We start from the raw sequence: 25,666 nt of genomic DNA, 5'->3' as shown, positions 1-25,666 counted from the left end.
ACTTGTTACCGTTCGATCGCGATCCGGTCACCGGATGCGCTCGAATCACAGTTTCGGTAACCGCTTTTCGAACCGGACCCCGGAAACGCCCCGCGGCGGCCCCGGTCCCCCTATTGTCGAGCCGACCACGCCGTCGCCCGTGCCCGCCCCATCCTCGAGGAGCTCTGGATGCAGCAGCGTCGATGGACCGTTCGTTCGCTCACCGCCGCGGCAGCCGCGGCTGTCGCCGTGGCCGTGCCCGCCCACGCCGTCGCGGAGCCGGCACCCCCGGGATTGCCGCCGGATGCGCTGCGGGCGGCGGCCGCCGCGGATTCCCCCGAGGCGCTGCGAGCGGTGGAGTCCCTGCTCGCCGCGGCCCGCACCCCGGCGTTGTTCGAGCCGCCGCCGCGCAACACGCCGCAGCCGTTCATGCAGCCCGCCCCCACGTTCGGGCTCGGCTGCGGCGGCGGCTTCACCCCGTACGCGATGACCACCGGCTGGGCCCAGCCCGGCCCCAACGCGGTGCCGCCCGTGCAGATCGGGCAGTTGAAGATCTTCGTCTCCCCCACGATCCCCACCCTGCCGGCCCGGGCCGACCTGAAGTTCGTATGGCTGAACATGGAGAACTTCCGCGGCGGCGTGGCCACCCTCGACGACACCGTCGGCGGGGTGCCGCAGCTGTCGAAGACCCTCGACACCGGCACCGGGCCGGTGCTGTCGGCACTGTTCGGTTCCGTGCAGTACGTCGACGGCACCTTCTGCCAGGTGGTGTACACGATGGGGGCGTTCTTCGCCTGAGGCCGCCGCCGGCTCGGCGGAGCCCGGTTCAGCGGAGCCGCTCGGCGGCGCGAGCCAGGCGCACCAGGTCGGCGCACAGCGGCGCCAGCTCCTCCGGACCCGCGCCCTCGCCCACCGCGGTCGCGACGTCCTCGGCCGCGCACCGCACCTCGAAGGCGCGGTCGGCGACCGCGCTCGCCTCGTCGGCGGTCAGGACCACCGCGTCCTCCGGCAGGCCCGCCTCCCGGGCGAGGGTGCGGTGCTCGTAGGCCCGCTGGCGGCACGAGCGGCGGCAATAGCGGCGGCGACGCCCGAGCGGGGCGTCGGCGACCGGCCGGCCGCACCAGAGGCAGTTCTCCGGTTTACGGGTACGTCCGGTCATGGCCGCACACCCTACCGGCCCGCGGCGCCGGAGCGGCCGGGGCAGCCCGGTAGAATGACCCGCGCCCACGGCCCCGGGGCGGTCGGGAACCGATTCGACCGCGCGGGCGTTGACAAGAGTGGTCGGCATCCGCCGATGTCGACCGCACTGTGGACGCTCGCTTCCCTCGGAGGCGAGCGCACCGGGCGGAGCACACAAGAGAGGACACCACCATGGCAGATCGTGTACTGCGAGGCAGCCGGCTCGGGGCGGTGAGCTACGAGACCGACCGTGACCACGATCTGGCGCCGCGGCGGATCGCCCGCTACCGCTGTGACAACGGCGAGGAGTTCGACGTTCCGTTCGCCGACGACGCGGAGATCCCCGGCACCTGGATCTGCAAGAACGGCCTGGAAGGCTCCCTGGTCGAGGGCGCGGCACCGGAGACTAAGAAGGTCAAGCCGCCGCGCACCCACTGGGACATGCTGCTCGAGCGCCGCTCCATCGACGAGCTCGACGAACTGCTCAAGGAGCGCCTCGAACTGCTCAAGACCAAGCGGCGCGGCGCCTGACCCGCCCCCACCGGCACCTCACGATGCCGCCCCCGGGATCCGTCCCGGGGGCGGCATCGCGTATCACGGGCCCCCAGGGGTCGGCCGTGTTGCGCGCACGGCACAAAAAGATCAAACGCCGACAGCGCCTTCGCGCGCGTGTCATCATGATCGAACACCGGCCGGATTCTCGGACCGGCGACCTCGGACGACGCGAAACGGAATGACCCACTGGGGTTTCGGGACGTGGTACAGGGGGCGAGAAGCAATGGACAACAGCAACGACCGCAGGGCCGGCGGCACCGCCGAATCCACGCCCGACCGCCTGCTCGACGGGCTGCGCACCGAACTCGACCGCGTCGATGCCCGGCTCCTCGACGACGTCCGGGACCGGCTGCGGATCTGCGCCCGCATCGCGCACCTGAAACAGCGGCACGCCATCCCGATGCTGCAGCCGGGGCGGATGCAGGTCGTGCACGACCGCGCGGAGACCTACGCGCACCGCAACGCCATGTCGCCCGAGTTCCTGCACTCGTTGTACGCGCTGCTCATCGCGGAGGCGTGCCGGGTCGAGGACCTCATCATCGACGGCACCGGCTCGGCGTCGGCCGAGCTGCGCGAGACCCGGACCTGAGGCCGGTCATGGCCGCGCCGCCGCCCGCCGGTTCGATCCGCACCCTGCTGATCGACAACTACGACTCGTTCACCTACAACCTCTACAGCCTGCTTGCGGAGGTCAACGGTGTTGCGCCCACGGTCGTCAGCAACGACACCCCGTGGGAGTGCCTAGACCTGGACCGGTTCGACAACGTCGTCGTCTCCCCCGGGCCGGGGCGGCCCGACCGGGCCCGCGACTTCGGGATCAGCTCCCACGCCCTGCTCGACTCCGGTCTGCCGGTGCTCGGGGTGTGCCTGGGCCACCAGGGCCTGTGCAACCTGTTCGGCAGCGACGTGGTCCGCGCCCCGCAACCGGTGCACGGACGGCTCTCGCGGATCCGGCACACCGGCACCGGGTTGTTCGCCGGCATTCCCTCGCCGTTCGCGGCGGTGAGATACCACTCGCTGGTCGTCGACCGGGTGCCCGACGAGCTCGAGGCCGTCGCCTGGACCGAGGACGGGCTGCTCATGGGGGTCGCCCACCGGACCCGTCCGCTGTGGGGGGTGCAGTTCCACCCCGAATCGATCTGCACCGAGTACGGCCGCGAACTGCTGGCGAACTTCCGCGACGCGACCCCGGCCCGGCCCCACCCGCCGGAGCCGGTCCTACCGCCAGCGCCGACGGCCCCGCTCCCGGCGCTGGTGCTCGAGAGCCGCCGGATCGCACACAACCCGGACCCGCAGCGGGTGTTCGAAGCGTTGTTCGCCGAGGGCCCGCACAGCTTCTGGCTGGACGGCAGTGCCGCCACCGAGCCGAACTCGCGGTTCTCCATCCTCGGGGACGGATCGGGACCACGCGCCGAGTTCGTCACCTACAGCGTCGCCGAGACCCTGGTGCGCGAACAGCGGGCCGGGGAACCGGTCGCCGAGTTCCACACCACCTTCTTCGACCACGTCGACCGTCGCCTCGCCGAGCGCACGGTCGCCCGGCGGGACGACCTGCCGTTCGCGTTCGCTCTCGGGTACGTGGGCTACCTGGGGTACGAGCTCAAGGCCGACACCGGCGGCCAGCTGGTGCACACGTCCCCCATCGCGGACGCGGCGATGGTGTTCGCCGACCGCGCGGTCGTGCTCGACCACGAGGCGCGCTGCTGCTATCTGCTGGCGTTGAGCGAGCGGACCGGTGAGCCGGCCACGACCGCGTGGTTCGACGAGACCGCCGCGGTGCTCGAGTCCCTGCCGGAGTCCGCCACGGCGCCGGCCACGGCGCCGCTGGTGCGGGCGGAGCAGGATCCGCAGGTGCGGTTGCGGCACGAGCCGCAGCGGTACCTCGAGCTGATCGCCCAGTCGATCGCCGAGATCCGCAGCGGCGAGACGTACGAGGTGTGCCTGACCAATGCGGCGACCGTGGAGCGCAGCGTGGATCCGCTGCGTACCTACGAGACGCTGCGGGAACTCAGCCCGACCCCGTACAGCGCCCTGCTGCGGTTCCCGGAGGTGTCGGTGCTCAGCGCCTCGCCGGAGAGGTTCCTGCGGATCGGCCCGGACCGGGTGGTCGAGTCGAAGCCGATCAAGGGCACCCGGCCGCGCGGCACCACCGAGGACGCGGACCGGGCGTTGCGGCAGAGCCTGCTCGACAGCGAGAAGGACCGGTCGGAGAACCTGATGATCGTCGACCTGGTGCGCAACGACCTCTCGCGGGTGTGCGTACCCGGCTCGGTGCACGTGCCGAAGCTGTTCGACGTCGAGACGTACGCGGCCGTGCACCAACTGGTCTCCACGGTCCGGGGCACGTTGCGCCCGGATGCGACCGCGGTGGACTGCGTGCGGGCCGCGTTCCCGGGCGGGTCGATGACCGGGGCTCCGAAGCTGCGCACCATGGAGATCATCGACAAGCTCGAGGACGGCCCCCGCGGCGTGTATTCGGGGGCGCTGGGATATCTGTCCCCGACGGGGGCGGCGGATCTGTCGATCGTCATCCGCACCATGGTCGCCACCGAGCACGAGGTGGGGTTCGGAATCGGCGGCGCCATCGTCGCGTTGTCGGATCCGGCGGACGAGCTCGAGGAGACGATGGTCAAGGCGGTGGCGATGCGCCGCACCCTGTCGGTGAACGAGTCGCCCGAGGACGGCCCCCGCGCGTGAACGCCGCGGCCGGTCCCGTGGTCGTCGCCGGCGGTGCCGGCGCGGTCGGCCGGATGCTGGTCGAGGCGTTCCGTCGCGACGGCACCGCCGTGGTGGTGATCGACCCGGCCGCCGGCGACGACCCGGCCGCGCTGCGCGGCGATGTCACCGCCCCCACGGCGGCGATGCGGGACGCGGTCCGGGTCGCTCCGGCAGTGGTGCTGGCCCTGCCCGAGACCACCGCACTCGCCGCCGCCGCCCCGCTCGGTGCGCTGCTGTCGCCGGCCGCGGTGCTCGTCGAGACGCTGTCGGTGAAGTCGGCGTGGGCGCGGGCCGTGCGCGAGCCGGGGTGGTCCGCGCAGTGCGTGGGGCTGAACCCGATGTTCGCGCCGGCGCTGGGCATGGCCGGCCGGCCGGTGGCGGTGGTCGAGCACCGGCCCGGCCCGGCGGTCGAGTCGCTGGTCGGGGCGCTGGGCCGGTGGGGTGCGCAGGTGGTGCGGCTGACGGCGGACGAGCACGACCGGGTCGCGGCGGCCACCCAGGCCGCCACCCACGCGGCCGTTCTGGCGTTCGGGCTGGCGCTGGGCCGGCTCGACGTGTCCCCGTCGGTGGCGGGGGCGACGGCACCGCCGCCGCACGTGCTGCTGCGGGCGCTGCTCGCGCGGATCACCGCCGGCGCGCCCGAGGTGTATCTCGACGTGCAGGCCGGCAATCCGCACGCGGCCGCCGCCCGGGCGGCGCTGCGCGCCTCCCTCGACGAACTCGACGCAGTGGTCGGCGCCGGTTCGGTGGCCGGGTTCGCGGACCTGCTGGCCCGGGCCGGAACGCCGCTGGGCGCGGACGCCGACCGGTATCGGGAGCTGTGTGCGGGACTGTTCGCGGAGCTGACGCACGAGGAAACGGAGAGCCGCCATGGCCGAGCCTGATCTGTCCGGGGCGCGGGGCCCGCTGCTCGCGCCCGCGCTGCCCGACCACGATCCGCACGACGTCGTCGAGAGCGCCGTCGTGCGGGGCCTGGCGCGGTCATGGGGGCGGCGCGCCACGGTCAAGAAGCGCGAACCCGATCTCGACGAGCTGTTCGATCCGACCCGGCTGGACTTCCCGGACGAACTCGTGCCGTTCCACACCCACCCCGCGTACCGTGCCCTGGACGAGGAGCGCCGGGCCCGGCTGCGGGGCTGGGGGTGGATCGCGTACAACAAGAACGTCATGGACATCGAGCAGTACGTGGTCAACCCCGGCTTCGCGCTGATCACGACGGACTTCTTCGAGGTCGGACCGTCGGACACCGTCACCGCGGGGGTGCTGCAGGCGATGGTCGACGAGCAGTACCACACCCTGATGCATCTCAACGCGAGCGCGGTGATCCGCCGGCGTCGCGGCTGGCGGATGCCCGAGTCGGCGCTGCCGCCGTGCCGGACCGTGCGCGAGCACCGCGCCGCCGTCGACGCGGCGCCGGATCCGCGGGCGCAGGCCCTGATCCGGCTGGCGTTCACCACCGTCGCGGAGACCTCCATCAGCGCGTTTCTCGGGTTGATGACCGAGGACGAGGATCTGCAGCCGGTCAACCGCACGACGGTGGCCCTGCACCGGCGCGACGAGCTCAGCCACGCCTCCCTCGCGGCCGAGCTGCTGAAGATGGTGTTCACCGATCTCGGGCCCGGCGACCGGGCGCAGCTGGTCGAGGCTCTGGCGGCGGGCATCGAGGCCTTCACCGGCAGCGATCTGGGAACCTGGGCGGCGATCGTGGAGGCGGAGCGCGTTCCGGGCGGGCGGGAGATGCTCGCGGACACCGCGGCGGCGCCGCATCCGCGGCGGGTGGTGCAGGACTGCAGCGCGATCCGCCGGTTGTGCGCCGACCTGGGTGTCGCCGACGATCTGTCCGTCACCTGGTAGAACGACCGAAACCGAACGAACGATTCGAACGTTCGCAAAGATGACCCATTCGTGACCTCCGAACGTTTGTTTCGAACGTTCGGAGGTGTTCGCCCTGGTAACCTGCGGTCGTGAGCGATGCAGCCTCGTCGGGCGGCACACCGATCGGGGAGACCCCGGCGACAGGCGGCCGCCGCAAGCAGTACGCCAACAGCGCCGAACGTGCGCGCGCCTGGCGCGAGCGTCAACGCCGGACCTCCGCCCCCGCCGGTGCCGCCCCCTCCCCGGATCCGGCGCCGCCCCCGGCGGTACCGGATCCGGGGCCACCGGAGGCCGCGGCGGCCCGGATCGGCGCCGTGCCGGCAGCCCCCCGGGCGGCGGGGACGGGGGCGGTGGACTTCGAGGCGGCACGGCTGCGCACCGAACGCGACGAGGCGCTGCGGGCCGCGGCCGAGGCCTGGCAGCGCGTCGCCGAACTCGAGGCGGATCTGGCGATGGTGCGCGCCGAACTGGCCGACGAGCGGGCAACCCAGCTGCGCGAGGCGCGCGCGCACATCGCCGAGCTGCAGGTGCAGGTCGCCGAGCTGCGGCGCGAACGCGATCGTCGCACCGCGGACCCGGCCTGACGAACGTTCGGCGGTCCTGCTCGGTGCCGAACGATCGATTGCCCTAGTACCTCTTCTTCGAACGTTCGGCGCCGCCGGGTCCGGGACTTCCGGCCCTGTCGGGACCTCGGCGAGAGGAGTCGAATGGAGTCGGAACGACCTCCCCATCGATCCGACTCCCAGAGAGGAGCAGACATGTCCACTGTGCCAGCGCGCCGTCCCCGTTCGGTGTTCCCGGACCTGTCCGAGTTCTTCGACGCCTTCCCCTTCACCGGCCTGCGTCCCGCCCTCGGCGGCAACCTCATCCGCGTCGAGGACCGCGTCGAGAACGGCCGGTACGTCCTGCGGGCCGAACTGCCCGGGCTCGACCCCGAGAAGGACATCAACGTCTCGATCAACGCCGGGCAGCTCGAGATCACGGCCGAACGCACCGAGGAGAAGTCCGAGGGTGGACGCTCGGAGTTCCACTACGGCTCGTTCCGCCGTTCGGTGACCCTGCCCCCGGGTGCGAAGGACGACGACGTCGAGGCGTCCTACACCAAGGGCATCCTGACCGTGTCGATCGGTCTCGCCGAGCAGCAGGAGGCCGGGAAGAAGATCGAGGTCAAGAACGTCGAATGAGCCCCGGCACCCGGGAGGGGTGCACGCCCGTCGGCGTCCACCCCTCCCCCCGGCCGCTGCTCAGCGGCGCAGCAGACCGCGCAGCTTCGTCCACCGGTTGCGCACACCCCACACGGTGACCTTGATCAGGGCCTCCTGCACGATGCTGCCGCTCATCTTCGACTCGCCGATGATCCGCTCGGTGAAGGTGATCGGCACCTCGGCGACGGTGAACCCGGCCTGCACGGCCCGCCAGGCGAGGTCGACCTGGAAACAGTAGCCGTGCGAGGCGACCGCGGCGAGATCGAGCTTCTCGAGCACCTCGCGGCGGTAGGCGCGGTAGCCGCCGGTGATGTCGTGGATCCTCACCCCCAGCGCGAGCCGCGAGTAGATGTTGCCGCCGCGGGAGAGCACCTCCCGGTGCCACGGCCAGTTCACGACCGTGCCGCCGGGCACGTACCGCGAGCCCAGCACCAGGTCGGCGCCCGCGTCGATCCGCTCGAGCAGCAGGTGCAGTTGCTCGGGGGCGTGGCTGCCGTCGGCGTCCATCTCCACCAGCACGGTGTAGCCGCGCTCGAGTCCCCAACGGAACCCGGCGATGTATGCGGCGCCGAGACCGTTCTTCTCCGTGCGGTGCATCACGTGGATGCGGCCCTCGCTCGCGGTGGCGAGACGATCGGCCACGTCCCCGGTTCCGTCCGGGCTGCCGTCGTCGACGATCAGCACGTGCGTGTGCGGCAGCGCGGCGTGCAACCGGCCGACGATCAGGCCGATGTTGTCGCGTTCGTTGTACGTCGGAATGATCACCAGGGTCCGGGCGCTCGGCGCACTGTCGTTCCCGGCCGGCGTCGCCGCTGCCATCGAAGGTCCTTCCTGTCGAACCGGCCGTGGACCGGTCATCTCGCGGTGCCGGCTGCGGCCGGCACGGTGGTGCCCCGCCCGCGCGAGCGCACCAGCGCCACGCCGACGGCGGCGACGGCACCGACGCAGAGCACGAGCTCCGGAATCGGTCCGAGCCGAGTAGCCAGCGTAGCCGTCGTGCGCAGCGGCACCTGCGCCACCAGCACCTCGGGCACGAACAGGGCGCTGCGCTCGGTGACCGTACCGTCCGCCGCGACCACCGCGCTGACCCCGCTCGTGGCGGCCACCACCACGGCACGGCCGTGCTCGACGGCCCGCACCCGGGACATCGCCAGCTGCTGGTAGGTCATCTCCGTGTCGCCGAAGGTGGCGTTGTTGGTGGGCACGGCCAGCAGCTGCGCGCCGGCGCGCACCGAGTCCCGCAGCGCCCGGTCGAACGCCACCTCGTAGCAGGTGGCCACGCCGATCGGGATGCCGGCGGCGTGGACGGTGCCGTCGCCGTCGCCGGGTACGAAGTGCCCGGCCCGATCGGCGTAGTCGGAGAACAACCGGAAGAACGAGCGGTACGGCAGGTACTCACCGAACGGCTGGATGATGCGTTTGTCGTGCCGCTCCCCCGGCCCGCCGGCCGCGTCCCACACGATCACCGAGTTGGTGGTGGTGCCGTCCCCGTTGACCAGCACGGCGCCCACCAGGATCGGGGCGCCGACCGCGGCCGCCGCGGCGCCGATGTCGGCGGCCGCGTCGCGGTTGCGCAGCGGGTCGATGTCGGAGGCGTTCTCCGGCCAGATCACCACGTCCGGGCGCGGCGCGGTGCCGGCCCGGACCCGGTCGGCCAGCTCCAGGGTGCGGGCCACGTGGTTGTTCAGCACGGCCTTGCGCTGGGCGTTGAAGTCCAGTCCCAGCCGCGGCACGCTGCCCTGGATCGCGGCGACGGTGACGGTGCGTTCGCCCGACTCGGGGGCGGGCAGCGCCGGCCAGGTCGCCAGCGCGAGCAGCGGCGCGGCGACGGTCACCGCGGCGGCCCGCAGCAGCGGTGACCGCTCCCGGTGCCCGCGGGCGTAGCGCAGGCCGGCGCGGCCGCACGCCCACAGGCCGGTGCCGGTCAGCGCCACGGCGAACGACACCAGCGGCGCCCCGCCGACCGCGGCGAGACCGACCAGCGGCCCGTCCGGCTGCCCGAACGCGAGCCGGCCCCAGGGGAAGCCGCCGAAGGGCACGCTCGCCCTCAGGTATTCGGTCAGGCTCCAGCCGGCCGCGATCCACACCGGGGCACCGGGCAGGGCACGCACCTGCACCGCGATCACCCCGAACAGGCCGACGAACACGGATTCGGCGGCCGCGAGCGCCAGCCACGGCAGCGGGCCGACATACTCGCCGATCCACGGCAGCAGCGGCACGAAGAACCCCAGGCCGGCGAGGTAGCCGTAGCCGAAGCCGGCACGGCGGCGCCGCGTCGGCGCCGCCAGGATCGTGGTGAGCAGCGCGATGCCCAGCGGCGCGAGGAACCACAGCGGACGCGGCGGGAAACTCGTGAACAACAGCAGCCCCGCCGCGACGGCGGCGACGCTGCGGGCCACCACCGGCCGGGCGGCGGCGCGCGGCCCGATCACCGTGCGTACACGACGCGGCCGCGGTGCACGCTGCGCAGCAGCACCGGGTCGGGCGTGCCCGGCTCGAGGTCCGGCAGCGGCGCCACCCGCGACCGCGGGTCGGTCGACCAGCGCTGCACGCTGTCCTTCGGGGCGCTGACCACGAGCTCGTCCGCCTCCCAGATCGCGTACGACGCGGGCGCGCCGGGGTCGAGGGTGCCGGCGACTCCGTCGCGCACCCCGCCGGCGCGCCACGCCCCGCGGGTCGCGGCGGCGAACGCGGCGCGGGGGGAGATTCCGCTGCCCGGGGTGCGGTGGTGCACGGCGGCGCGCAGCATCGGCCACGGCCGGGCCGCGGTGACCGGTGCATCGGAGCCGAAGGCGAGCGACATGCCGGTCGCGGCGAGCGGTGCGAACGGGTTGAGCCCGGCGGCGCGGTCGGCGCCGAGGCGGGTGGCGTACAGCCCGTCCGGCCCGCCCCACAGCGCGTCGAAGGCCGGTTGCATGCTGGCGATCACGCCCCAGCCGCCGAGCCGGGCGGTCTGCTCGGCGGTGACCATCTCGAGGTGTTCGAGCCGGTGCCCGCGGGCCGCGACGGCCGGGCCGCCGAGCTCGGCGACGACGGCCGCGAACGCCTGCACCGCGGCGTCGACGGCGGCGTCGCCGATGACGTGGAAGCCGGCCTGGATGCCGGCTTCGGTGCAGGCCCGCAGGTGCGCGGCCATCTGCTCGACGGTGAGGTAGGCGGTGCCGCCGCAGTCGGGGCGGTCGGTGTAGGGCGCGGCGAGCCACGCGGTGTGCGACCCGAGGGCGCCGTCGACGAACAAGTCGCCGCCGAGGGCGTGGCCGCCGGTGGCGGCGAGGAGCGCGCGGGCCTGGTCGGCGGTGGTGACGGCCTCGCCCCAGTAGCCGCGGACCTGCACGGCGTGGTCGGTGGCGAGCAGTTCGGCGAAGTCGTCGCGGCCGGCGATGTCCGGGCCGCCGCACTCGTGGACGGCGACGATGCCGTGTGCCGCGTAGTCGTCGAGGGCGGCGGCGCGGGCGCGGGCCCGCTGGGCGGGGGTGAGCAGGGCGCGGGCGACGGCGCGGACGGTGTGGTGCGCGGCCGCGGTGAGCGGACGCTGCGGGTGGTAGCCGTCGAGTCCGACGAGGTCGGTGGCGGCGCGCAGCGCGGTGGAGGCGGCCGCGGAGTGGGCGTCGACGCGGGTGAGGTAGACGGCGCGGCCCGGGGCGGCGGCGTCGAGGTCGTCGGTCGTCGGTGCGGTGGGGTCGGGCCAGCGGGTCTCGTCCCATCCGTGGCCCCAGACGACGGCGTCGGCGTGCCGGGCGGCGTGGTCGCGCAGCCGGTGCAGCGCGTCCTCGCGGGAGGGGGTGCCGGACAGGTCGAGGCCGGTCAGGGCCAGGCCGTGCGCGGTGACGTGGACGTGGGTGTCGACGAACGCGGGTGCGACGAACGCGCCGTCGAGGTCGACGGTCTCGGCGTCCGGGTGCAGGGCGCGGCCGGGCCGGTCCTCCCCCACCCACACGACCTGCCCGTCGGTGACGGCCATCGAGGTGGCGTCGGGGGCGCTGGCGCTGTAGATGCGGCCGCCGACGAGAAGCTGGGTGCGGGGGGCTGGGGAACTCACGGCTACCCAGTGTGCCCCGTCAGGGCAGGTGCGGGCGCTGCGGGGGGTCGACGATCTCCCCCTCGAGCACGGTGCCCGCGCCGGGTGTCGCGGCGCCGAGGCGCGGGGTGCCGACGACGGTGTGCTCGACGACCTCGCCGTCGACGACCACGAGCCGCTCGCCGCGGAATCCGCCGCCGCGGGCGGCGGCCGCGGCCACCTTGCGGGCGGCGACGGCCCGGACGGCGGGCCGCAGCAGGGCCCGGGTCGGGGGCAGCAGCAGCAGAATTCCGGCGGCGCTGGTGACCGGGCCGGGCACGAGGACGAGGGCGGCACCGACACCGATCAGGGCGCCGTCCGTGAGGGCACGGTCGGCGGCGCCGGCGAATCCGGCACGGTCGGCGGCGGTGCTGCGGACGCGGCCCAGGTTCTGCAGGGCACGCCGGCCCTGCGCGCCGAGGACGAGGTAGCCGAGGACGCTCACCCCGAGGAACAGCAGGATCGTCGCGCCGATGCCCAGGGTGGAGCCGAGCCAGGCCAGCACCCCGATCTCGACGACGACGTAGGCCAGGAACAGCAGCGCGATCATGGGGTGATCCTCCCAGGCGCCGGGGGCGGCACGAATGCGGATGCGACGGTCACACCCGGTCAACGAACGGCGCGGCGGTTTTGCTCCCGACCGCTGTGATCGAATGGCCGCGTGGGTGCGGGCGACTGGGCGGTTCTGATGGTGGCGGCGACCGCCGCGGGGTGGGTCGACGCCGTCGTCGGTGGGGGTGGGCTGATCCTGTTGCCGGCACTGTTCGTCGTCGCCCCGCAACTGACGCCGGCGGCCGCGCTGGCGACGAACAAGCTCACCGCCATCTGCGGCACCGGCGCGGCGGTGGTGACGTTCGCCCGACGGATCCGGCTGCAGTGGCCGGTCCTGGCTCCGGCGGCGGCGCTGGCCGCAGTCGCGGCCGCGGCGGGTGCGGCGACGGTCTCGCGGATCGACAGGGACCTGTTCATTCCGATCGTGATGGTGGTGCTGGTGGCGGTCGCGGTGTTCGTGACGCTGCGACCGCAGGTCGGCACGACGCTGGCGCACGAACGCCCGACGCTGCGGCGCACGGTGCTGGTGGTGCTGCTGGCGGCCGCGGTGATCGGTTTCTACGACGGGCTGCTCGGCCCCGGCACCGGCACGTTCCTGATCATCGCGTTCGCGACGCTGCTCGGCACCGAGTTCGTGCGCTCGGCGGCGATGGCGAAGGTGATCAATCTCGGGTCGAACCTCGGGGCGTTGGTGTACTTCGCGGCGACCGGGCACGTGTGGTGGTCCCTGGGGCTGGCGCTGGCGGTGTGCAACATCGCGGGCGCGGTGGCCGGGTCGCGGACGGCGCTGCGGCGCGGCTCGGGGTTCGTGCGGGTGGTGCTGCTGACCGTGGTGCTGGTGATGGTGGTGCGGCTGGGATGGCAGCAGTTCGGTTGAGCCGGCGCACGGGCCGCTACGGTGTTGCGGGTGAGCACCGTCGACGCCGACTTCCTCGCCCTGCCGCTGCGGGCGCTCGCGGACGCCGCGCTGTCCGTCGCCCGCGCTGCGGGCGCCTCCCACGCGGACCTGCGGGTGCATCGCGTGCACAGCCAGTCGTTGAGCCTGCGGGACGGCGCCGTGCAGGCGGCCGTCGACAGTGTCGACACGGGGCTGGCCGTGCGGGTGGTGGTCGACGGCACGTGGGGGTTCGCCTCGCACGCCGAGCTGAGTCCCGCCGTCGCGGCGGCGACCGCGGGGCAGGCGATCGAGGTGGCCCGGGCGTTGCGGGCGCTGAACCGGGAACGGGTCGAGCTCGCCGACGAACCGGTCTACCCGGACGCGGTGTGGGTGTCACCGTACGAGGTCGATCCGTTCACGGTGCCCACCGCGCAGAAGGTGGCGCGGCTGACGGACTTCTCGCGGCGGCTGCTCGACACCGACGGGGTCGATCACGTGACGGCGAGCTGTCTGCAGATCAAGGAGCAGACGTTCTACGCGGACCTGGCCGGCTCGACGATCACCCAGCAGCGGGTGCGGGTGGCACCGCAGCTCGAGGCCACCGCCGTCGACCGGCGCACCGGCGAGTTCGAGACGATGCGCACCCTCGCCCCGCCGGTGGGGCGGGGTTGGGAGTATCTGGCCGGCGACGCGCACTGGCACTGGAACGAGGAGCTGGAGCGGATCCCCGGCTGGCTGGCGGAGAAGGCGGCGGCCCCCAGCGTGCAGGCCGGGCCGACGGACCTGGTGATCGACCCCACCAACCTGTGGCTGACCCTCCACGAATCGGTCGGGCACGCAACGGAATACGATCGGGCCATCGGGTACGAGGCGGCCTATGCGGGCACCTCGTTCGCCACCCCGGACGGGCTCGGCACGCTGCGCTACGGCACCGACGTCATGCACGTGACGGCGGACCGCACCGTCGCGCACGGGCTCGCCAGCGTCGGCTGGGACGACGACGGGGTCGCCGCCCAGTCCTGGGACCTGGTGCGGGACGGGATCCTGGTGGGCTACCAGCTCGACCGGGTGTTCGCGCCGCGGCTGGGCCTGGGACGCTCGAACGGCTGCTCGTACGCCGACTCGGCGCATCACGTACCGCTCCAGCGGATGGCGAACGTGTCGCTGCAGCCGGACCCGTCGGCCGACACGACCACCGCCGACCTCATCGCCCGGGTCGACGACGGGATCTACGTCGTCGGTGACAAGTCCTGGTCGATCGACATGCAGCGCTACAACTTCCAGTTCACCGGTCAGCGGTTCTACCGGATCCGCGGCGGCGAACTCGCCGGGCAGGTGCGCGACGTGGCGTACCAGGCCACCACGACGGACTTCTGGGGGTCGCTCGAGGCGGTCGGCGGGCCGTCGACCTGGCAGCTCGGCGGCGCCGTGAACTGCGGCAAGGCCCAGCCCGGTCAGGTCGCCCCGGTCAGCCACGGCTGCCCGTCGGCGCTGCTGCGGTCGGTGAACGTGCTCAACACACGCGCGGAGGGCGGGCGATGATCGAGGCGCAGGAACTGCTCGAGCGGGCGCTGCGCTGCTCGACCGCCGACGAGACCATCGTGCTGGTCACCGACACCGGCGAGGCGTCGCTGCGGTGGGCCGGAAATTCGATGACCACCAACGGGATCTCGCGCTCGCGCAGCTGGACGGTGATCGCGGTGCAGCGCGGCGACACCCCCCGCGTCGGGGTGGTGACGTCGAGCAGCGTCGACCCGGCCGACATCGCCCCGACCGTGCGGGCGGCGGGGGCGGCGGCCGCGGCGGCGTCCCCGGCCGAGGACGCGATGCCGCTCGTCGGCGGCGACGGCGTGCCCGGCGACTGGGCCGACGCCGCGGCCGGGACGGACATCTCGGTGTTCGGGCGGCTCGTCGACGATCTCGCCGCGGGATTCGACGGCGCCGATCAGCTCTACGGCTTCGCCCACCACCGGGTGTCGACGACCTGGCTGGGCACCTCCAACGGGGTGCGGCGCCGGTTCACCGAGCCGGAAGGATCGGTGGAGATCAACGGCAAGCGGGGCGGGCTGAACGGGGCCAGCGCGTGGGCCGGGGCCGGCACCCGCGACTTCACCGACGTCGACACACCGTCCCTGCTCGCGGAGCTGTCGCGGCGGCTGGACTGGGCGCGCCGCACGGTCGACCTCCCGGCCGGGCGCTACGAGACGCTGCTGCCGCCGTCGGCGGTGGCGGACCTGATGATCTACCTGATGTGGTCGATGGAGGGCCGCGGCGCCGAGGAGGGGCACACCGCGCTGTCGCGGCCCGGCGGCACCCGCGTCGGCGAACGGCTCACCGCGCTGCCGTTGACCCTGTTCTCCGATCCGGCCGCCCCCGGCCTGGAGTACGCGCCGTTCGTCGCGGCCACCGCCTCGTCGAACTCGGTGTCGGTGTTCGACAACGGGATGGACGCCGGGCGGGTCGACTGGGTGCGCGGGGGCGCGGTGCACGCGCTGGCGTACCCGCGGGCCGCGGCCGCCGAGTTCGGGGCGCCGGTGGCGGCGCCCGGGGAGAACCTGGTGCTGACCGGCGGCGGCGCGGCCGACGTGGACGAGATGGTGGCCCGCACCGAGCGGGGACTGTTGCTGACGACGCTGTGGTACATCCGGGAGGTCGACCCGGCGACGTTGCTGCTGACCGGTCTGACCCGCGACGGCGTGTACCTGGTCGAGGACGGTGCGGTGACGGCGGAGGTGAACAACTTCCGGTTCAACGAGAGCCCGCTGGATCTGCTGCGGCGCACCACCGAGGCGGGCCGCACGGAGCGGACCCTGCCGCGGGAATGGAAGGACTGGTTCACCCGCACCGCGATGCCGCCGCTGCGGGTCCCCGACTTCCACATGTCGTCGGTCAGCCGCGCTCGCTGAGCCCGGCGCTCAGGGCAGGGCGCGGTGGAACCGGGCCGGGCTGCCGACCTACGGGCTCGACGTAGTGTCCCCCGAAAATCGGGCGGATTTGGGCGAGAAGGCTCGTTCGATGTGGTCACCGCCGGATCCGACAAGTTCTTCGATGGAGTGGCTGTGTCACGGCCCTATCGGTTGGTGCGCAGCCAGACTGCGGTGTCCGGTGGCAGAGAACGGGCATCGGTCAGGGCGGCGGAGGCGAGCAGGACGGTTGCGTCCGGGTCGATCGCAACCGGTTGACGGGACAGGTTCACGACGCACCGAAACGTCGGTCCGCGGTCGAAGACGAGGGCATCGGTGGCCGACGGCTGCCAGCCGAAAGAGTCATCGCGCAGGGCGGGCAGTGTGCGTCGGAGTCGTAGTGCGGTGCGGTAGAGGGTGAGCATCGAATCGGGGTCGTCGGATTCGGCGGCGACGGTCTTCGACTTCCAGTTGTCGGGTTGGGGTAGCCACGGCTGGACGTGGTCGGCGGCGAACCCGAAGGGTGGGTGGTCACCGCTCCAGGGCAGCGGGACCCGGCATCCGTCGCGGCCGCGGATGGTGTGCCCGGACCGTTCCCAGGTCGGGTCCTGCAGCAGTTCCGCAGGGAGGTCGGCGACTTCCTCGAGGCCGAGTTCTTCGCCCTGGTAGAGGTAGGCACCGCCGGGCAGGGCGAGCATGAGCAGGGCCGCCGCGCGGGCGCGGCGGGTGCCGAGGGTGAGATCGGAGTCGGTGGCGGCGGTCAGGGTCATCGGCAGTGTGCTGGTTTCGGCGCGCCCGAATCGGGTGAGGTGGCGAGTCTCGTCGTGGCTCGAGAGCACCCAGGTGGTCGGCGCACCGACCTCGCGGAGCGCCTCGCGGCTGCGGTCGATGGCCTCGCGCAGTGCTGCCGGGTCCCAGCCGGCTCTGGGGAAGTCGAAGTTGAAGGCGGTGTGCAACTCGCCGGGACGCACGTAGCGGGCCAGACGTTCGGGGCTGCGGACGATCGCCTCGGCGACGAACATGCGGTCGGGGCCGTATTCGTCGGCGATGGTGCGAAACTCGCGCAGGATGTCGTGAAGTTCGTCGACATCCCAGTGCGGATTGTCGACCCACGTGCTGGATTCGAACCGGGCTCCCGGTGCGTGGCCGGCATCCGGCAGTCCGGGAACCTTGGCCATCGCCGACACGGCGTCGATGCGTATGCCGTCGACGCCGCGGTCGAACCAGAAGCGCAGAACGTCAGCAAATTCGGTGCGGACCTCGGGGTTGGTCCAGTCGAGGTCGGGTTGTTCGGGTGCGAACAAGTGCAGATACCACTGGCCGGCTTGTCCGTCCTCTCGGGTGGTGCGGGTCCAGGCCGGTCCGCCGAATGCGCTGATCCAGTCGTTCGGCGGGAGTTCGCCCGTGTCGCCGCGGCCGGCGCGGAAGAAGTACCTGGCGCGCTCCCGCGAACCGGGGGCGCTGCGCAACGCCTCCCGAAACCAGGGGTGGGTGTCGGACGTGTGGTTGGCGGGCAGGTCGATGATGATGCGGAGTCCGGCAGCGTGGGCGGCGGCCAGCAGGGTGTCCGCGTCGTCGAGAGTGCCGAAGAGGGGGTCGATGTCGCGGAAGTCGGCGACGTCGTAGCCGCCGTCCGCCATCGGTGACGGATACCAGGGGGTGATCCAGATTGCGTCGACGCCGAGGTCGACGAGGTACGGCAGGCGCTCGGCGAGCCCTGCGAGGTCGCCGATGCCGTCGCCGGTGCCGTCGGCGAAGCTGCGCAGATACACCTGGTAGATGACAGCGTCGTGCCACCACTGTCGTGATGTGGGCATGGTTTCCCCTGCGGGTGGTGTGGGCGTGGTAGTGGTGTGGGCGGGCACGGTCAGCCCTTGACGGCGCCGGCGATCATCGCCTTGACGAAGTGGCGCTGGAACAGCAGGAACACCACGATGGTCGGGGCCATGATCAGCAGGGATCCGGCGTTGAGAAGGACGACGTCGGTCGAGTATTGGCCGACGAAGTTCTGCAGTGCGCCCGCCATGGTCCGCTTACCGGGGTCGTCGATGAGGACGATGGCCTGCAGGAAGGTGTTCCAGGTCCACAGGAACAGCAGCAGACACAGCGAGGCCAGCGCCGGGACCGCGAGCGGGATCTGGATGTGACGGAAGGCCTGCCAGGGGCCCGCCCCGTCCAGGGCCGCAGCCTCGGTGAGCTCTTTCGGCATGGACAGGAAATGGGCTCGCATCCAGAAGACGGCGAAGGGCGTGAACGTGCCGATGAGAACCAGGATGAGTCCGAGGCGGGTGTTGAGCAGGTTCATCTCGCGCAGCTGGTAGTAGAGCGGCACGATCGTCGCCTCCTTCGGGAGAGTCAACCCCAGCAGCAGGAGCAGGAAGACGACGGTGCCTCCGGGCACGTGCAGCTGCCCGAGCCCGTAACCGGCCATCGCAGCGAACAGCGCTGCGACGGGGACGACGCCGGCGACGAGGATGATGCTCGAGACCATCAGCGGTGTCACCTCCGCGACGCGCCAGGCGTCGAGGAAGTTGTGCCAGTGCGGGTTCGACGGCCACGACAGCCCGAGCGGGACGGTGCCCTGCGGTTGCAGTGCCGCCGACAGCATGCTGAGCAACGGCAGGATCGAGAAGATCATGGTGCCGAGCAGCAGGACGAGTCCGGGAATCCGTTGGCGAGCGGAGGTTTTCATGATCATTTCTCTCTGAAGAAGCGCTGGATCGGCAGGATGACCATCAGGATCAGGCCGGTGAGGACGACAGCGAGGGCGCTGGCGAGACCGACCCGGGATTCGGTGAAGCCGAGTTGATAGATCAGGACGCCGGGCACGGTGGTCGCGTAGCCGGGTCCGCCCTGGGTGGACATGAACACGATGTCGAAGCTGGCGAGGGCGGCGATGATGGTGACGGTGACGCAGACCCCGATCTCTGCCCGCAGGGCTGGAACGGTGACGTATCGGAAGGTGCTGAGGAAGCTGGCGCCGTCGAGCCGGGCGGCCTCGTAGATCGAGATGTCGATCTTCCCGATGCCGGCCATCAGCAGGATGGTGCAGAATCCGAGGCCGAGCCAGGTGCCGATGACGCCGACGGCGGGCAGGGCCCAGTCGAAGTCGCCGAGCCAGGAGCGGGTGAGCCCGCCCAGGCCGACGGCCGAGAGCAGTTGGTTCACGGTGCCGTTGGTCGAGAACATCCACACCCACGCGACCGCCGCGGCCGCGCCGGGAATGATCTGCGGTAGGAACAGCAGGGTGCGGGTGAGGGTACCGAGGCCGCGTATGCGGATCTCCTGGAGCAGGGCAGCGACGAGAAGGCCGCCGATCACCGGGAGGACGGTGAAGAACAGGATGAGGAAGAACGCGTGCCCGATCGAGGACAGCAGCTGCGGGTCGGTGAGCACGCGGCGGTAGTTGCCGAGCCCCACCCAGCTGCCGACGGAGATGCCGTCCCAGTTGTAGAGGGAGTACCAGAGGGTGCTCAGCAGCGGCCGGAGGACGAAGACGGTGTACACCGCCGCGGCGGGCAGGACGAACAGCCATCCGGTCAGGGCCCGTTTGGCGCGGTGGCCCCGCCCCGGCCGGGTTGCGACGCGATGCGGGAACGCCCGGGTGGGGGATGTCTGGGGGGCGTGTGCGGTGGAGGTCATCTCAGGAGGTCCTGCTCGTATGCGGATTGGACGGCGGCCATCATCTCGCCGGGCGTGGTTCGGCCGGCGACGAGCATCTGGACCTGCGGTAGCCAGGTGCCGGACATGCCGTTGGTGGCGTTCTGGACGAATTGGACCTGGCCGTCGGCGGCGACCAGTATGTCGAAGGCCGCCTGGATCTGGGCGCCCAGCGATCCGGGTGCGGTGGCCGGGACCGGGCCGGTACCGGACGGGGCGAAGCCGGCGTCGACCACGACCTGCCGGCCCGCGTCGGAGCGGAGGAAGTCCAGGAAGGCTGCGGCGGCGTTCTTGTCGTCCGACCCCGAGGGTATTGCGAAGTTCGACACCGGGTCGGACATGGCGAGCACGGGTGACCCGGCGGGCGCGGGTGGAAGGGTGAAGCCGACGTTCTCGCCCATCTTGGCCTGTAGGGTCGCGGCATCCCAGTTCCCGGAGACATAGAACAGGGCCTCGCCCGCAGCGAACCGTCCGGCGGCGGCGGTGGCGTCGGTGCCGTTGGTGTCCGCGGGGAAGTAGCCCTTCGCTGCCCAGCCGGCCACCACCGCGGCCGCGTCGACCGCGGCGGGGGTGTCGAGGGTGGCGCCGGGCGCGTTGAAGACCCAGCCGTTGACCGCGTCCGGGCCGAGGGCGGTGTTCAGCATCATCTGGACCAGGAAGGTGACCTGCGCGCTCTTGTTGCCGGCCATGATCGGGATCAGTCCGGCAGTTTTCGCCGACGCCAGGGCCTGCTCGAATTCCGCGACGGTGGTGGGCGGCTCGACCATCCCGATCCGGTTCGCAAGCTCCTTGTTGTAGTAGAGCCCGGTCACCGTGAACCCGCTGGCCATCGTGTACTGCGGGCCGGTGCCGCGGATTCCGTTCGCATCGACCCGGTACATGGCACTCTGCCCCGGCGGAAGCGTGTTCCAGCCGTAGGCGTCGGCCCACGGATCGAGGGCCGTGAGCTGGTGGTTGGCTACCGCGGCGGGCAGCGCGATGATCCGCGCGATGTCCGGCGGATTCTCCGACGCGAGCACCCGGGGGGCGTTGACGGCCTGCACCTCGTCCGGGTCGTAGCGCGGGGTGATGGTCACGTTCGGATGGCGCTCGGTGAACGCCGCGATCAGGGCCTCGTCGATCTTCTTCAACCCCGCACCGTCGTACAGGGTCAACTCGATCGGGTCGGTGCCGAGATCGATGTTCACCGGCACCGGGTCGGTCGGGACGGTCGCGGTGTTACCGCTGCCCGGCGGCGCGCACGCCACCACCGTCTGCAGGACCGCGGCGCCTGCGAGGGCGGCGAATCTGCGTGCCCGCCGGGCCGGGGTCGAGTGGTGTGAGTCCATAACTCCTCCGCGTTGAGATGCGCATCACATTTCGGAAGCGCTTCCGAAGCGTATGTCGGAAGCGCTTCCGAAATCAAGGTCGATCGGTCTACCATCGGGCTTGTGTCCAATCGACCTGCAGCGTTGAGCCTCAGCGACGTCGCCCGGGAGGCCGGGGTCTCACTGACGACGGCTTCACGCGCCCTCAACGACTCGTACGGTGTGTCCGCGGCGACGAAGGCGAAGGTCCTCGCCACCGCCCGCCGTCTCGACTACGTCGTCTCCCCGGATGCGGTCCGCCTCGCCGGCGGCCCGACACGACGGGTGGCGCTGGCCGTCCCCCACATCGAGCGCTGGTTCTTCGGCGAGATGGTGAGCGGCATCGAAACGGTGCTCTCCGCGGCCCACTTCGACCTGTTGCTGTACCAGGTCGGCGGCCCCGACGACCGCCACGACTTCTTCACCCGGCTGCCCGCCCGCCGGAAGGTCGACGCCGTCGTGGTGGTCGCATTCCCGGTCGACCAGCACGAGCAAGAACGGCTCGCCCTGATGGGCGTCAGCATCATCGCCGCCGGCGGGCAGAACGCCGACTACCCCTACGTCTGCATCGACGACTATCGTGCCGGCCGCCTGGCCGTCGACCACCTCCTGGAACTGGGCCACCGGCGCATCGCCATGATCGCCGCCCACGACCCGGACCAGCCGGGCTGGCCGGCCCGCCCGGGCCGCTCGGCGGCGTACGTCGACGCCCTGACCGAGGCCGGGATCGCGGTCGATCACGCTCTCATCCGCGACGTCGACTGGGGCGGCCTCAACGCCGCATCGGCGATGGCCGACATTCTCGACGCGGCCCCGGAGCGCGCCCCGACGGCTGTGTTCGCGCACAGCGACGAACTCGCCCTCGGCGCGATCAGAACCCTGCGCCGCCGGGGCCTGCGGATACCCGACGACGTCTCCGTGGTCGGGATCGACGATCACCCCCTCGCCGCACTCACCGACCTGACCACGGTGCACCAATCCGTCCGCGAGCAGGGCGAGATCGCCGCCCGCCTGGTCCTCGAAACGCTGAATCCCAGCCCCACCGCGGACGGCGGCGTACCCACCGCCGTCACGGCCCCGGTGACACTCACCGTCCGCGCCAGCACCGGACCGGCGCCGGACCGAAGGCGGCCGACAGCGGCGACCGCAGACGACTCTCCGTGCTGAGAGCACGACGGTCGCGCCCCGATTGCCGAACACCCCAGGAGACCTGATGCGCCTCGCCCTTCCCGACCACTGGGTCTGGGACAGTTGGATGACCGACGACGGCACCGACTACCACCTGTTCTTCCTCCGCGCCTCGCGCGCCCTGCAGGACCGCGAACGCCGCCACTACCGTGCGGCCATCGGACACGCGACCTCGCGGGACGGCGAGCAATGGACCCTGACCGCCGACGCAGTGGCGGCCTCCGACGCCCCGGCGTTCGACGACCTCGCGACCTGGACCGGCTCCGTCGTCCGCGACACCGGCGGACGCTGGAGCATGTTCTACACCGGCGTGAGCCGGGCCGAGAACGGCCTCGTACAACGCATCGGCCGCGCAACCTCCTCGGACCTGGTCACCTGGACCAAGGACCCCGACCTCGTCCTCGAGGCCGACGGCCGCTGGTACGAACGCCTCGGCGAGGGCACCTGGCCGGACGAAGCCTGGCGCGACCCCTACGTCTTCGAACACGCCGGTCGGTGGCACATGCTGATCACCGCCCGCGCCAACTCCGGCGATCCCGAGGGCCGCGCCGTCGTCGGCCACGCCACCAGCAAGGACCTGAGCCACTGGCACATCCACCCCCCACTCTCGACGCCCGCCGGATTCGGCGAGATGGAAGTCCTGCAGGCACACACCGTCAACGGGAAACCGGTCCTGGTGTTCTCCTGCGCGCCCAAGAACACCAGCGTTCACGCCGGGCACCAAGCGGGGACCTGGATCGCCGAAGGACAGTCCCCGCTCGGGCCGTGGAAGATCACCGAGGCGGCGAACATCGACACCGCCGACCTGTACGCGGTGCAGATGCGGCGGACACGGGACGGCAACTGGACGACGTGGGGCTTCGACAACGGCGACGGACCGCAATTCGGCACCATCTCCTCCTCGAGTTACGTGCCGTTCACCGGTACCGACAGTTCGACCACGACGCCCTGACAGCACCGATACCCACACCACTCACCTCACTCGGATCGTCCGGCACGTTCCTGCCGGTGGAGGGACTCTCTTTTCTCATGGCAACCATCACGTACGACCACGCGACCCGACTGTTCCCCGGTTCGGACTGCCCCGCGGTGGACCAACTCGACCTGCACATCGAGGACGGCGAATTCCTCGTCCTGGTCGGCCCGTCCGGCTGCGGTAAGTCGACGTCGCTGCGCATGCTCGCCGGCCTCGAGGACGTCGACGGCGGTCGCATCACCATCGGCGGCCGCGACGTCACGCACGCCGAACCCAAGGAACGCGACATCGCGATGGTGTTCCAGAACTACGCCCTCTACCCGCACATGAGCGTCGCGGAGAACATGGGCTTCGCGCTCAAACTCGCCGGTACCGACAAGTCCGAGATCCGCCGCCGCGTCGCCGAGGCCGCCGACATGCTCGACCTCGGCGCGTATCTGGACCGCAAGCCGAAGGCGTTGTCGGGGGGCCAGCGGCAGCGAGTTGCCATGGGCCGCGCCATCGTCCGCCAGCCTCAGGTGTTCCTCATGGACGAGCCGCTGTCGAATCTCGACGCAAAGCTGCGGGTGCAGACCCGGACGCAGATCGCCCAGTTGCAGCGCCACCTGGGCACGACCACCGTCTACGTCACGCACGACCAGGTCGAGGCGATGACGATGGGCGACCGGGTCGCCGTCCTCCAGGGCGGGGTGCTGCAGCAGTGCGCGTCACCGCGCGAGCTCTACCACCGGCCCGCGAACGTCTTCGTCGCCGGATTCATGGGTTCACCGTCGATGAACCTGTTCACCGTGCCCGTCACCGACGGCGGAATCCGCTTCGGCGGGCAGGTGATTCCGGTGCCGCGGGACACCCTGGCGGCCGCCGGCCGGGAGGTTGTCTTCGGGATCCGGCCCGAGCACGTCGAGATCGCCGACTCCGGCGGACTGAAACTCGAGGTCGACGTGGTCGAAGAACTCGGCTCGGAAGCGTTCATCTTCGGACGCACTCAGGTGGGCGGACGGCACGAGCCAATGGTGGCCAGGGTCCACTGGCGAAATCCACCGGAGAAAGGCCAGGTCGTGCACGTCCGCATCGACCCGTCGCACGCCCACGTCTTCGCCACCACCCCCGGCGGCGCCCGGCTACCGCACTAGCAGCACAGCTGTCGAGGGCTTCGTGCCTCGCACCCCGGACGGCCGGCATCGGATGTGCGCCGACGCGCTCTCAGCTGTGCGGCATCGCTGCGCTCCCCGTCACCCGCCGTGCCCGGGGGCCGGGGTGCCCGTCTCCGGAGCGGTGGCGCCCGCGTCGACGGCGCAGGCGATGCCGACGGTGCCGGCGCGGCCGCGGCGCAGCACGCTGCCCTTGACCGTGAGCCACCCGAGGATCCCGTATCTGCGGGCGATCACGGCCCGCGCCCGCTCGGTGCCGGCGGCATCGAGCACGGTGGCGGTGCCGGGGACCGCGTCGCTGCGCGGGTTGCCGCGCACGTCGCACACCGCGAGGGTGATCCGCGGATCGCGGCGCAGCCGCTTGACCTTGTACGAGTCGGTGACGGTCCACACCAGCAGCCGGTCGGCGTCGGCGGCCGCCCACACTGCGGTCGGCACCGGGGTGCCGTCCTTGCGGAACGTGGTCAGCAGCACGTACTTCGCGGCGGCGAGGTCGGCGAAGGTCGGGGTCATGGGGCACACCCTACGGAAAACCGCGCCGTCGGCGCGCCGACCGGCGCCGTCTAGCCTGGAGGGCATGCCGCATGCCCATGATCCCGCCGTGGCCGACCTGGTCGAGGTGCCCCTCCCGGGGGGCCGGCTGACTGCGGCGCAGCTGCAGGTCCTCGCCGAACTCGCCCACGAGCACGCCGGGGGCACCCTCGTCCTCACCGCCGGCGGCCTCGGGATGCGCGGGGACCGCACCGAGCTCACCGCGCGGCTGACCGGTCACGGCTTCGACCTGCCCGGCGAGCACCGGCACCGCCTGCTCGTCTCGCCGCTGTCCGGTCGCATCGGCGGGCACGTGGACGTGTGGGAGACGCTGGCCGGGGTGCAGGACCGCCTCGACGGGACCGGACCGGACCGCGAGATCGTCGTCGGGATCGACGACGGCACCGGCGACATCGCGGCCCTGGCCCCCGAGGTGGGGGCGTTGGCGTTGCCCGACGGGCGGTGGGCGCTGCTGCTCGACGGCACCGACTCGGGGGTGCGCCTGCCCCCCGGCGACGTCGTCGAGGCGCTGGTCGCGGCGGCGCAGCGGCCCCGCCGCGCCGGCGTCGCCGCGACCCTCGCGGCCCTGGGCCTGGAGCCGTCGGAGCCGGCGGCGCCGCACCCGCCGGCCCCGGCCCGGCCCGTGGGATGGCTCGACCAGCCCGACGGGGCGGTCACCCTCGGCGGCGGTCTGCCCGGGGCGGTGTTGCCGGCGCGGATGGCGGAGTTCCTCGCGGCCGTGGACCGCCCCCTGGTGGTGACGCCGTGGCCGGTGCTGCTGCTGTGCGACCTCGACGAGTGGGCCGCCGAACAGGTGGTGCGGGTGCTCGCCCCGATGGGGCTGATCTTCGACGCCGACTCCCCCGCCCTGCGCTGATCCGCGCCGCGGCCGCCGCATTCCGGGGTCGCCGCAT

At 72.2% G+C, this 25,666-nt stretch carries 24 protein-coding genes and 1 pseudogene; 15 read left to right on the top strand and 10 right to left on the bottom strand.

The window, feature by feature from the left end:
- Window positions 1-168 precede the first annotated feature (168 nt).
- Window positions 169-777 (top strand): hypothetical protein, encoded by a 609-nt coding sequence (locus tag HFP48_RS14450; protein ID WP_168579673.1) that lies wholly within the window; start codon window positions 169-171, stop codon window positions 775-777.
- A 28-nt stretch (window positions 778-805) separates the two neighbouring features.
- On the opposite strand, the gene HFP48_RS14445 is transcribed toward HFP48_RS14450, so the two are convergent.
- On the bottom strand, window positions 806-1,138 hold the full coding sequence (locus HFP48_RS14445; protein WP_006931067.1) for a hypothetical protein: 333 nt from the start codon (window positions 1,136-1,138) through the stop codon (window positions 806-808).
- A 212-nt stretch (window positions 1,139-1,350) separates the two neighbouring features.
- On the opposite strand from HFP48_RS14445, the gene HFP48_RS14440 reads away from it, so the two are divergent.
- The 7 genes from HFP48_RS14440 to HFP48_RS14410 all read left to right on the top strand — a co-directional run bounded on the left by HFP48_RS14440 (window position 1,351) and on the right by HFP48_RS14410 (window position 7,490).
- The gene (locus HFP48_RS14440) at window positions 1,351-1,689 is read left to right on the top strand and encodes an RNA polymerase-binding protein RbpA (RefSeq protein WP_006931066.1); all 339 of its coding nucleotides are present in this window, start codon (window positions 1,351-1,353) and stop codon (window positions 1,687-1,689) included.
- Between the two features lie 247 nt (window positions 1,690-1,936).
- The gene (locus tag HFP48_RS14435; RefSeq protein ID WP_006931064.1) at window positions 1,937-2,302 is read left to right on the top strand and encodes a chorismate mutase; all 366 of its coding nucleotides are present in this window, start codon (window positions 1,937-1,939) and stop codon (window positions 2,300-2,302) included.
- 8 nt (window positions 2,303-2,310) lie between these two features.
- A complete protein-coding gene (gene pabB, locus HFP48_RS14430; protein WP_168579672.1) occupies window positions 2,311-4,410 on the top strand; it encodes an aminodeoxychorismate synthase component I in 2,100 nt (699 codons plus the stop codon).
- Complete coding sequence (locus tag HFP48_RS14425; protein ID WP_029543798.1) at window positions 4,407-5,315, top strand: prephenate dehydrogenase/arogenate dehydrogenase family protein; 909 nt, start codon at window positions 4,407-4,409, stop codon at window positions 5,313-5,315. Before pabB ends, HFP48_RS14425 begins: the two co-directional genes overlap by 4 nt.
- The gene (locus HFP48_RS14420) at window positions 5,302-6,285 is read left to right on the top strand and encodes a diiron oxygenase (RefSeq protein WP_006931060.1); all 984 of its coding nucleotides are present in this window, start codon (window positions 5,302-5,304) and stop codon (window positions 6,283-6,285) included. The genes HFP48_RS14425 and HFP48_RS14420 overlap by 14 nt, the downstream gene beginning before the upstream one ends.
- Window positions 6,286-6,395: 110 nt before the next feature.
- On the top strand, window positions 6,396-6,890 hold the full coding sequence (locus tag HFP48_RS14415; RefSeq protein ID WP_168579671.1) for a hypothetical protein: 495 nt from the start codon (window positions 6,396-6,398) through the stop codon (window positions 6,888-6,890).
- A 174-nt stretch (window positions 6,891-7,064) separates the two neighbouring features.
- Window positions 7,065-7,490 carry an Hsp20/alpha crystallin family protein gene (locus tag HFP48_RS14410; RefSeq protein ID WP_006942502.1) on the top strand — a complete coding sequence of 142 codons (426 nt, stop codon included), beginning with the start codon at window positions 7,065-7,067 and terminating at the stop codon, window positions 7,488-7,490.
- Between the two features lie 60 nt (window positions 7,491-7,550).
- Here the strand turns inward: HFP48_RS14410 and HFP48_RS14405 are convergent, their stop codons facing one another.
- Genes HFP48_RS14405 through HFP48_RS14390 form a run of 4 tightly spaced genes read right to left on the bottom strand, consistent with a single transcriptional unit; the run spans window position 7,551 to window position 12,118 of the window.
- The gene (locus tag HFP48_RS14405) at window positions 7,551-8,330 is read right to left on the bottom strand and encodes a polyprenol monophosphomannose synthase (protein WP_006942500.1); all 780 of its coding nucleotides are present in this window, start codon (window positions 8,328-8,330) and stop codon (window positions 7,551-7,553) included.
- Between the two features lie 35 nt (window positions 8,331-8,365).
- Window positions 8,366-9,943: an apolipoprotein N-acyltransferase gene (lnt, locus tag HFP48_RS14400; protein ID WP_168579670.1), complete on the bottom strand. Its 1,578-nt coding sequence runs from the start codon at window positions 9,941-9,943 to the stop codon at window positions 8,366-8,368.
- Complete coding sequence (locus HFP48_RS14395) at window positions 9,940-11,550, bottom strand: amidohydrolase family protein (protein WP_168579669.1); 1,611 nt, start codon at window positions 11,548-11,550, stop codon at window positions 9,940-9,942. The genes lnt and HFP48_RS14395 overlap by 4 nt, the downstream gene beginning before the upstream one ends.
- 19 nt (window positions 11,551-11,569) lie before the next feature.
- A complete protein-coding gene (locus HFP48_RS14390) occupies window positions 11,570-12,118 on the bottom strand; it encodes an FxsA family protein (protein WP_006942494.1) in 549 nt (182 codons plus the stop codon).
- 111 nt (window positions 12,119-12,229) lie between these two features.
- Here HFP48_RS14390 and HFP48_RS14385 point away from each other — a divergent pair, with 111 nt between their 5' ends.
- The 3 genes from HFP48_RS14385 to HFP48_RS14375 are packed head-to-tail and all read left to right on the top strand — an operon-like array spanning window position 12,230 to window position 15,903.
- On the top strand, window positions 12,230-12,997 hold the full coding sequence (locus tag HFP48_RS14385; protein WP_161994704.1) for a TSUP family transporter: 768 nt from the start codon (window positions 12,230-12,232) through the stop codon (window positions 12,995-12,997).
- Window positions 12,998-13,027: 30 nt separating this feature from the next.
- Window positions 13,028-14,539 carry a TldD/PmbA family protein gene (locus HFP48_RS14380; RefSeq protein ID WP_168579668.1) on the top strand — a complete coding sequence of 504 codons (1,512 nt, stop codon included), beginning with the start codon at window positions 13,028-13,030 and terminating at the stop codon, window positions 14,537-14,539.
- Window positions 14,536-15,903 (top strand): metallopeptidase TldD-related protein, encoded by a 1,368-nt coding sequence (locus tag HFP48_RS14375; RefSeq protein ID WP_050035272.1) that lies wholly within the window; start codon window positions 14,536-14,538, stop codon window positions 15,901-15,903. The genes HFP48_RS14380 and HFP48_RS14375 overlap by 4 nt, the downstream gene beginning before the upstream one ends.
- A 164-nt stretch (window positions 15,904-16,067) precedes the next feature.
- Here the strand turns inward: HFP48_RS14375 and HFP48_RS14370 are convergent, their stop codons facing one another.
- Genes HFP48_RS14370 through HFP48_RS14355 form a run of 4 tightly spaced genes read right to left on the bottom strand, consistent with a single transcriptional unit; the run spans window position 16,068 to window position 20,888 of the window.
- Window positions 16,068-17,717: a glycoside hydrolase family 13 protein gene (locus HFP48_RS14370; protein ID WP_050035271.1), complete on the bottom strand. Its 1,650-nt coding sequence runs from the start codon at window positions 17,715-17,717 to the stop codon at window positions 16,068-16,070.
- Between the two features lie 50 nt (window positions 17,718-17,767).
- Window positions 17,768-18,592, bottom strand: a complete 825-nt coding sequence (locus tag HFP48_RS14365; protein ID WP_029543784.1) for a carbohydrate ABC transporter permease — start codon at window positions 18,590-18,592, stop codon at window positions 17,768-17,770.
- Between the two features lie 2 nt (window positions 18,593-18,594).
- Complete coding sequence (locus HFP48_RS14360; RefSeq protein ID WP_050035269.1) at window positions 18,595-19,542, bottom strand: sugar ABC transporter permease; 948 nt, start codon at window positions 19,540-19,542, stop codon at window positions 18,595-18,597.
- Window positions 19,539-20,888 (bottom strand): extracellular solute-binding protein, encoded by a 1,350-nt coding sequence (locus tag HFP48_RS14355; RefSeq protein ID WP_050035267.1) that lies wholly within the window; start codon window positions 20,886-20,888, stop codon window positions 19,539-19,541. Before HFP48_RS14355 ends, HFP48_RS14360 begins: the two co-directional genes overlap by 4 nt.
- 102 nt (window positions 20,889-20,990) lie before the next feature.
- Between HFP48_RS14355 and HFP48_RS14350 the strand changes: the two genes are divergently transcribed.
- The 3 genes and pseudogenes from HFP48_RS14350 to ugpC all read left to right on the top strand — a co-directional run bounded on the left by HFP48_RS14350 (window position 20,991) and on the right by ugpC (window position 24,203).
- Window positions 20,991-22,073, top strand: coding sequence for a LacI family DNA-binding transcriptional regulator (locus HFP48_RS14350; protein WP_231772819.1), 1,083 nt, complete (start codon window positions 20,991-20,993; stop codon window positions 22,071-22,073).
- A 16-nt stretch (window positions 22,074-22,089) separates the two neighbouring features.
- Window positions 22,090-23,046, top strand: a pseudogene (locus HFP48_RS14345) (glycoside hydrolase family 68 protein); the annotation flags it as partial.
- 77 nt (window positions 23,047-23,123) lie between these two features.
- Complete coding sequence (gene ugpC / locus HFP48_RS14340; RefSeq protein ID WP_029543775.1) at window positions 23,124-24,203, top strand: sn-glycerol-3-phosphate ABC transporter ATP-binding protein UgpC; 1,080 nt, start codon at window positions 23,124-23,126, stop codon at window positions 24,201-24,203.
- 99 nt (window positions 24,204-24,302) lie between these two features.
- On the opposite strand, the gene HFP48_RS14335 is transcribed toward ugpC, so the two are convergent.
- The gene (locus HFP48_RS14335; RefSeq protein ID WP_006945761.1) at window positions 24,303-24,734 is read right to left on the bottom strand and encodes a PPOX class F420-dependent oxidoreductase; all 432 of its coding nucleotides are present in this window, start codon (window positions 24,732-24,734) and stop codon (window positions 24,303-24,305) included.
- Window positions 24,735-24,798: 64 nt separating this feature from the next.
- On the opposite strand from HFP48_RS14335, the gene HFP48_RS14330 reads away from it, so the two are divergent.
- Window positions 24,799-25,629, top strand: a complete 831-nt coding sequence (locus HFP48_RS14330; RefSeq protein WP_210432755.1) for a precorrin-3B synthase — start codon at window positions 24,799-24,801, stop codon at window positions 25,627-25,629.
- The last annotated feature ends 37 nt before the right edge of the window (window positions 25,630-25,666 follow it).

The organism is Rhodococcus sp. DMU1 (assembly GCF_012272955.1).
In the GTDB taxonomy this organism is placed as follows: Bacteria; Actinomycetota; Actinomycetes; order Mycobacteriales; family Mycobacteriaceae; genus Rhodococcus; species Rhodococcus aetherivorans.
The sequence above is the reverse complement of the archived record's forward strand: the minus strand, read 5'-3'. Positions and strand labels throughout refer to the sequence as shown.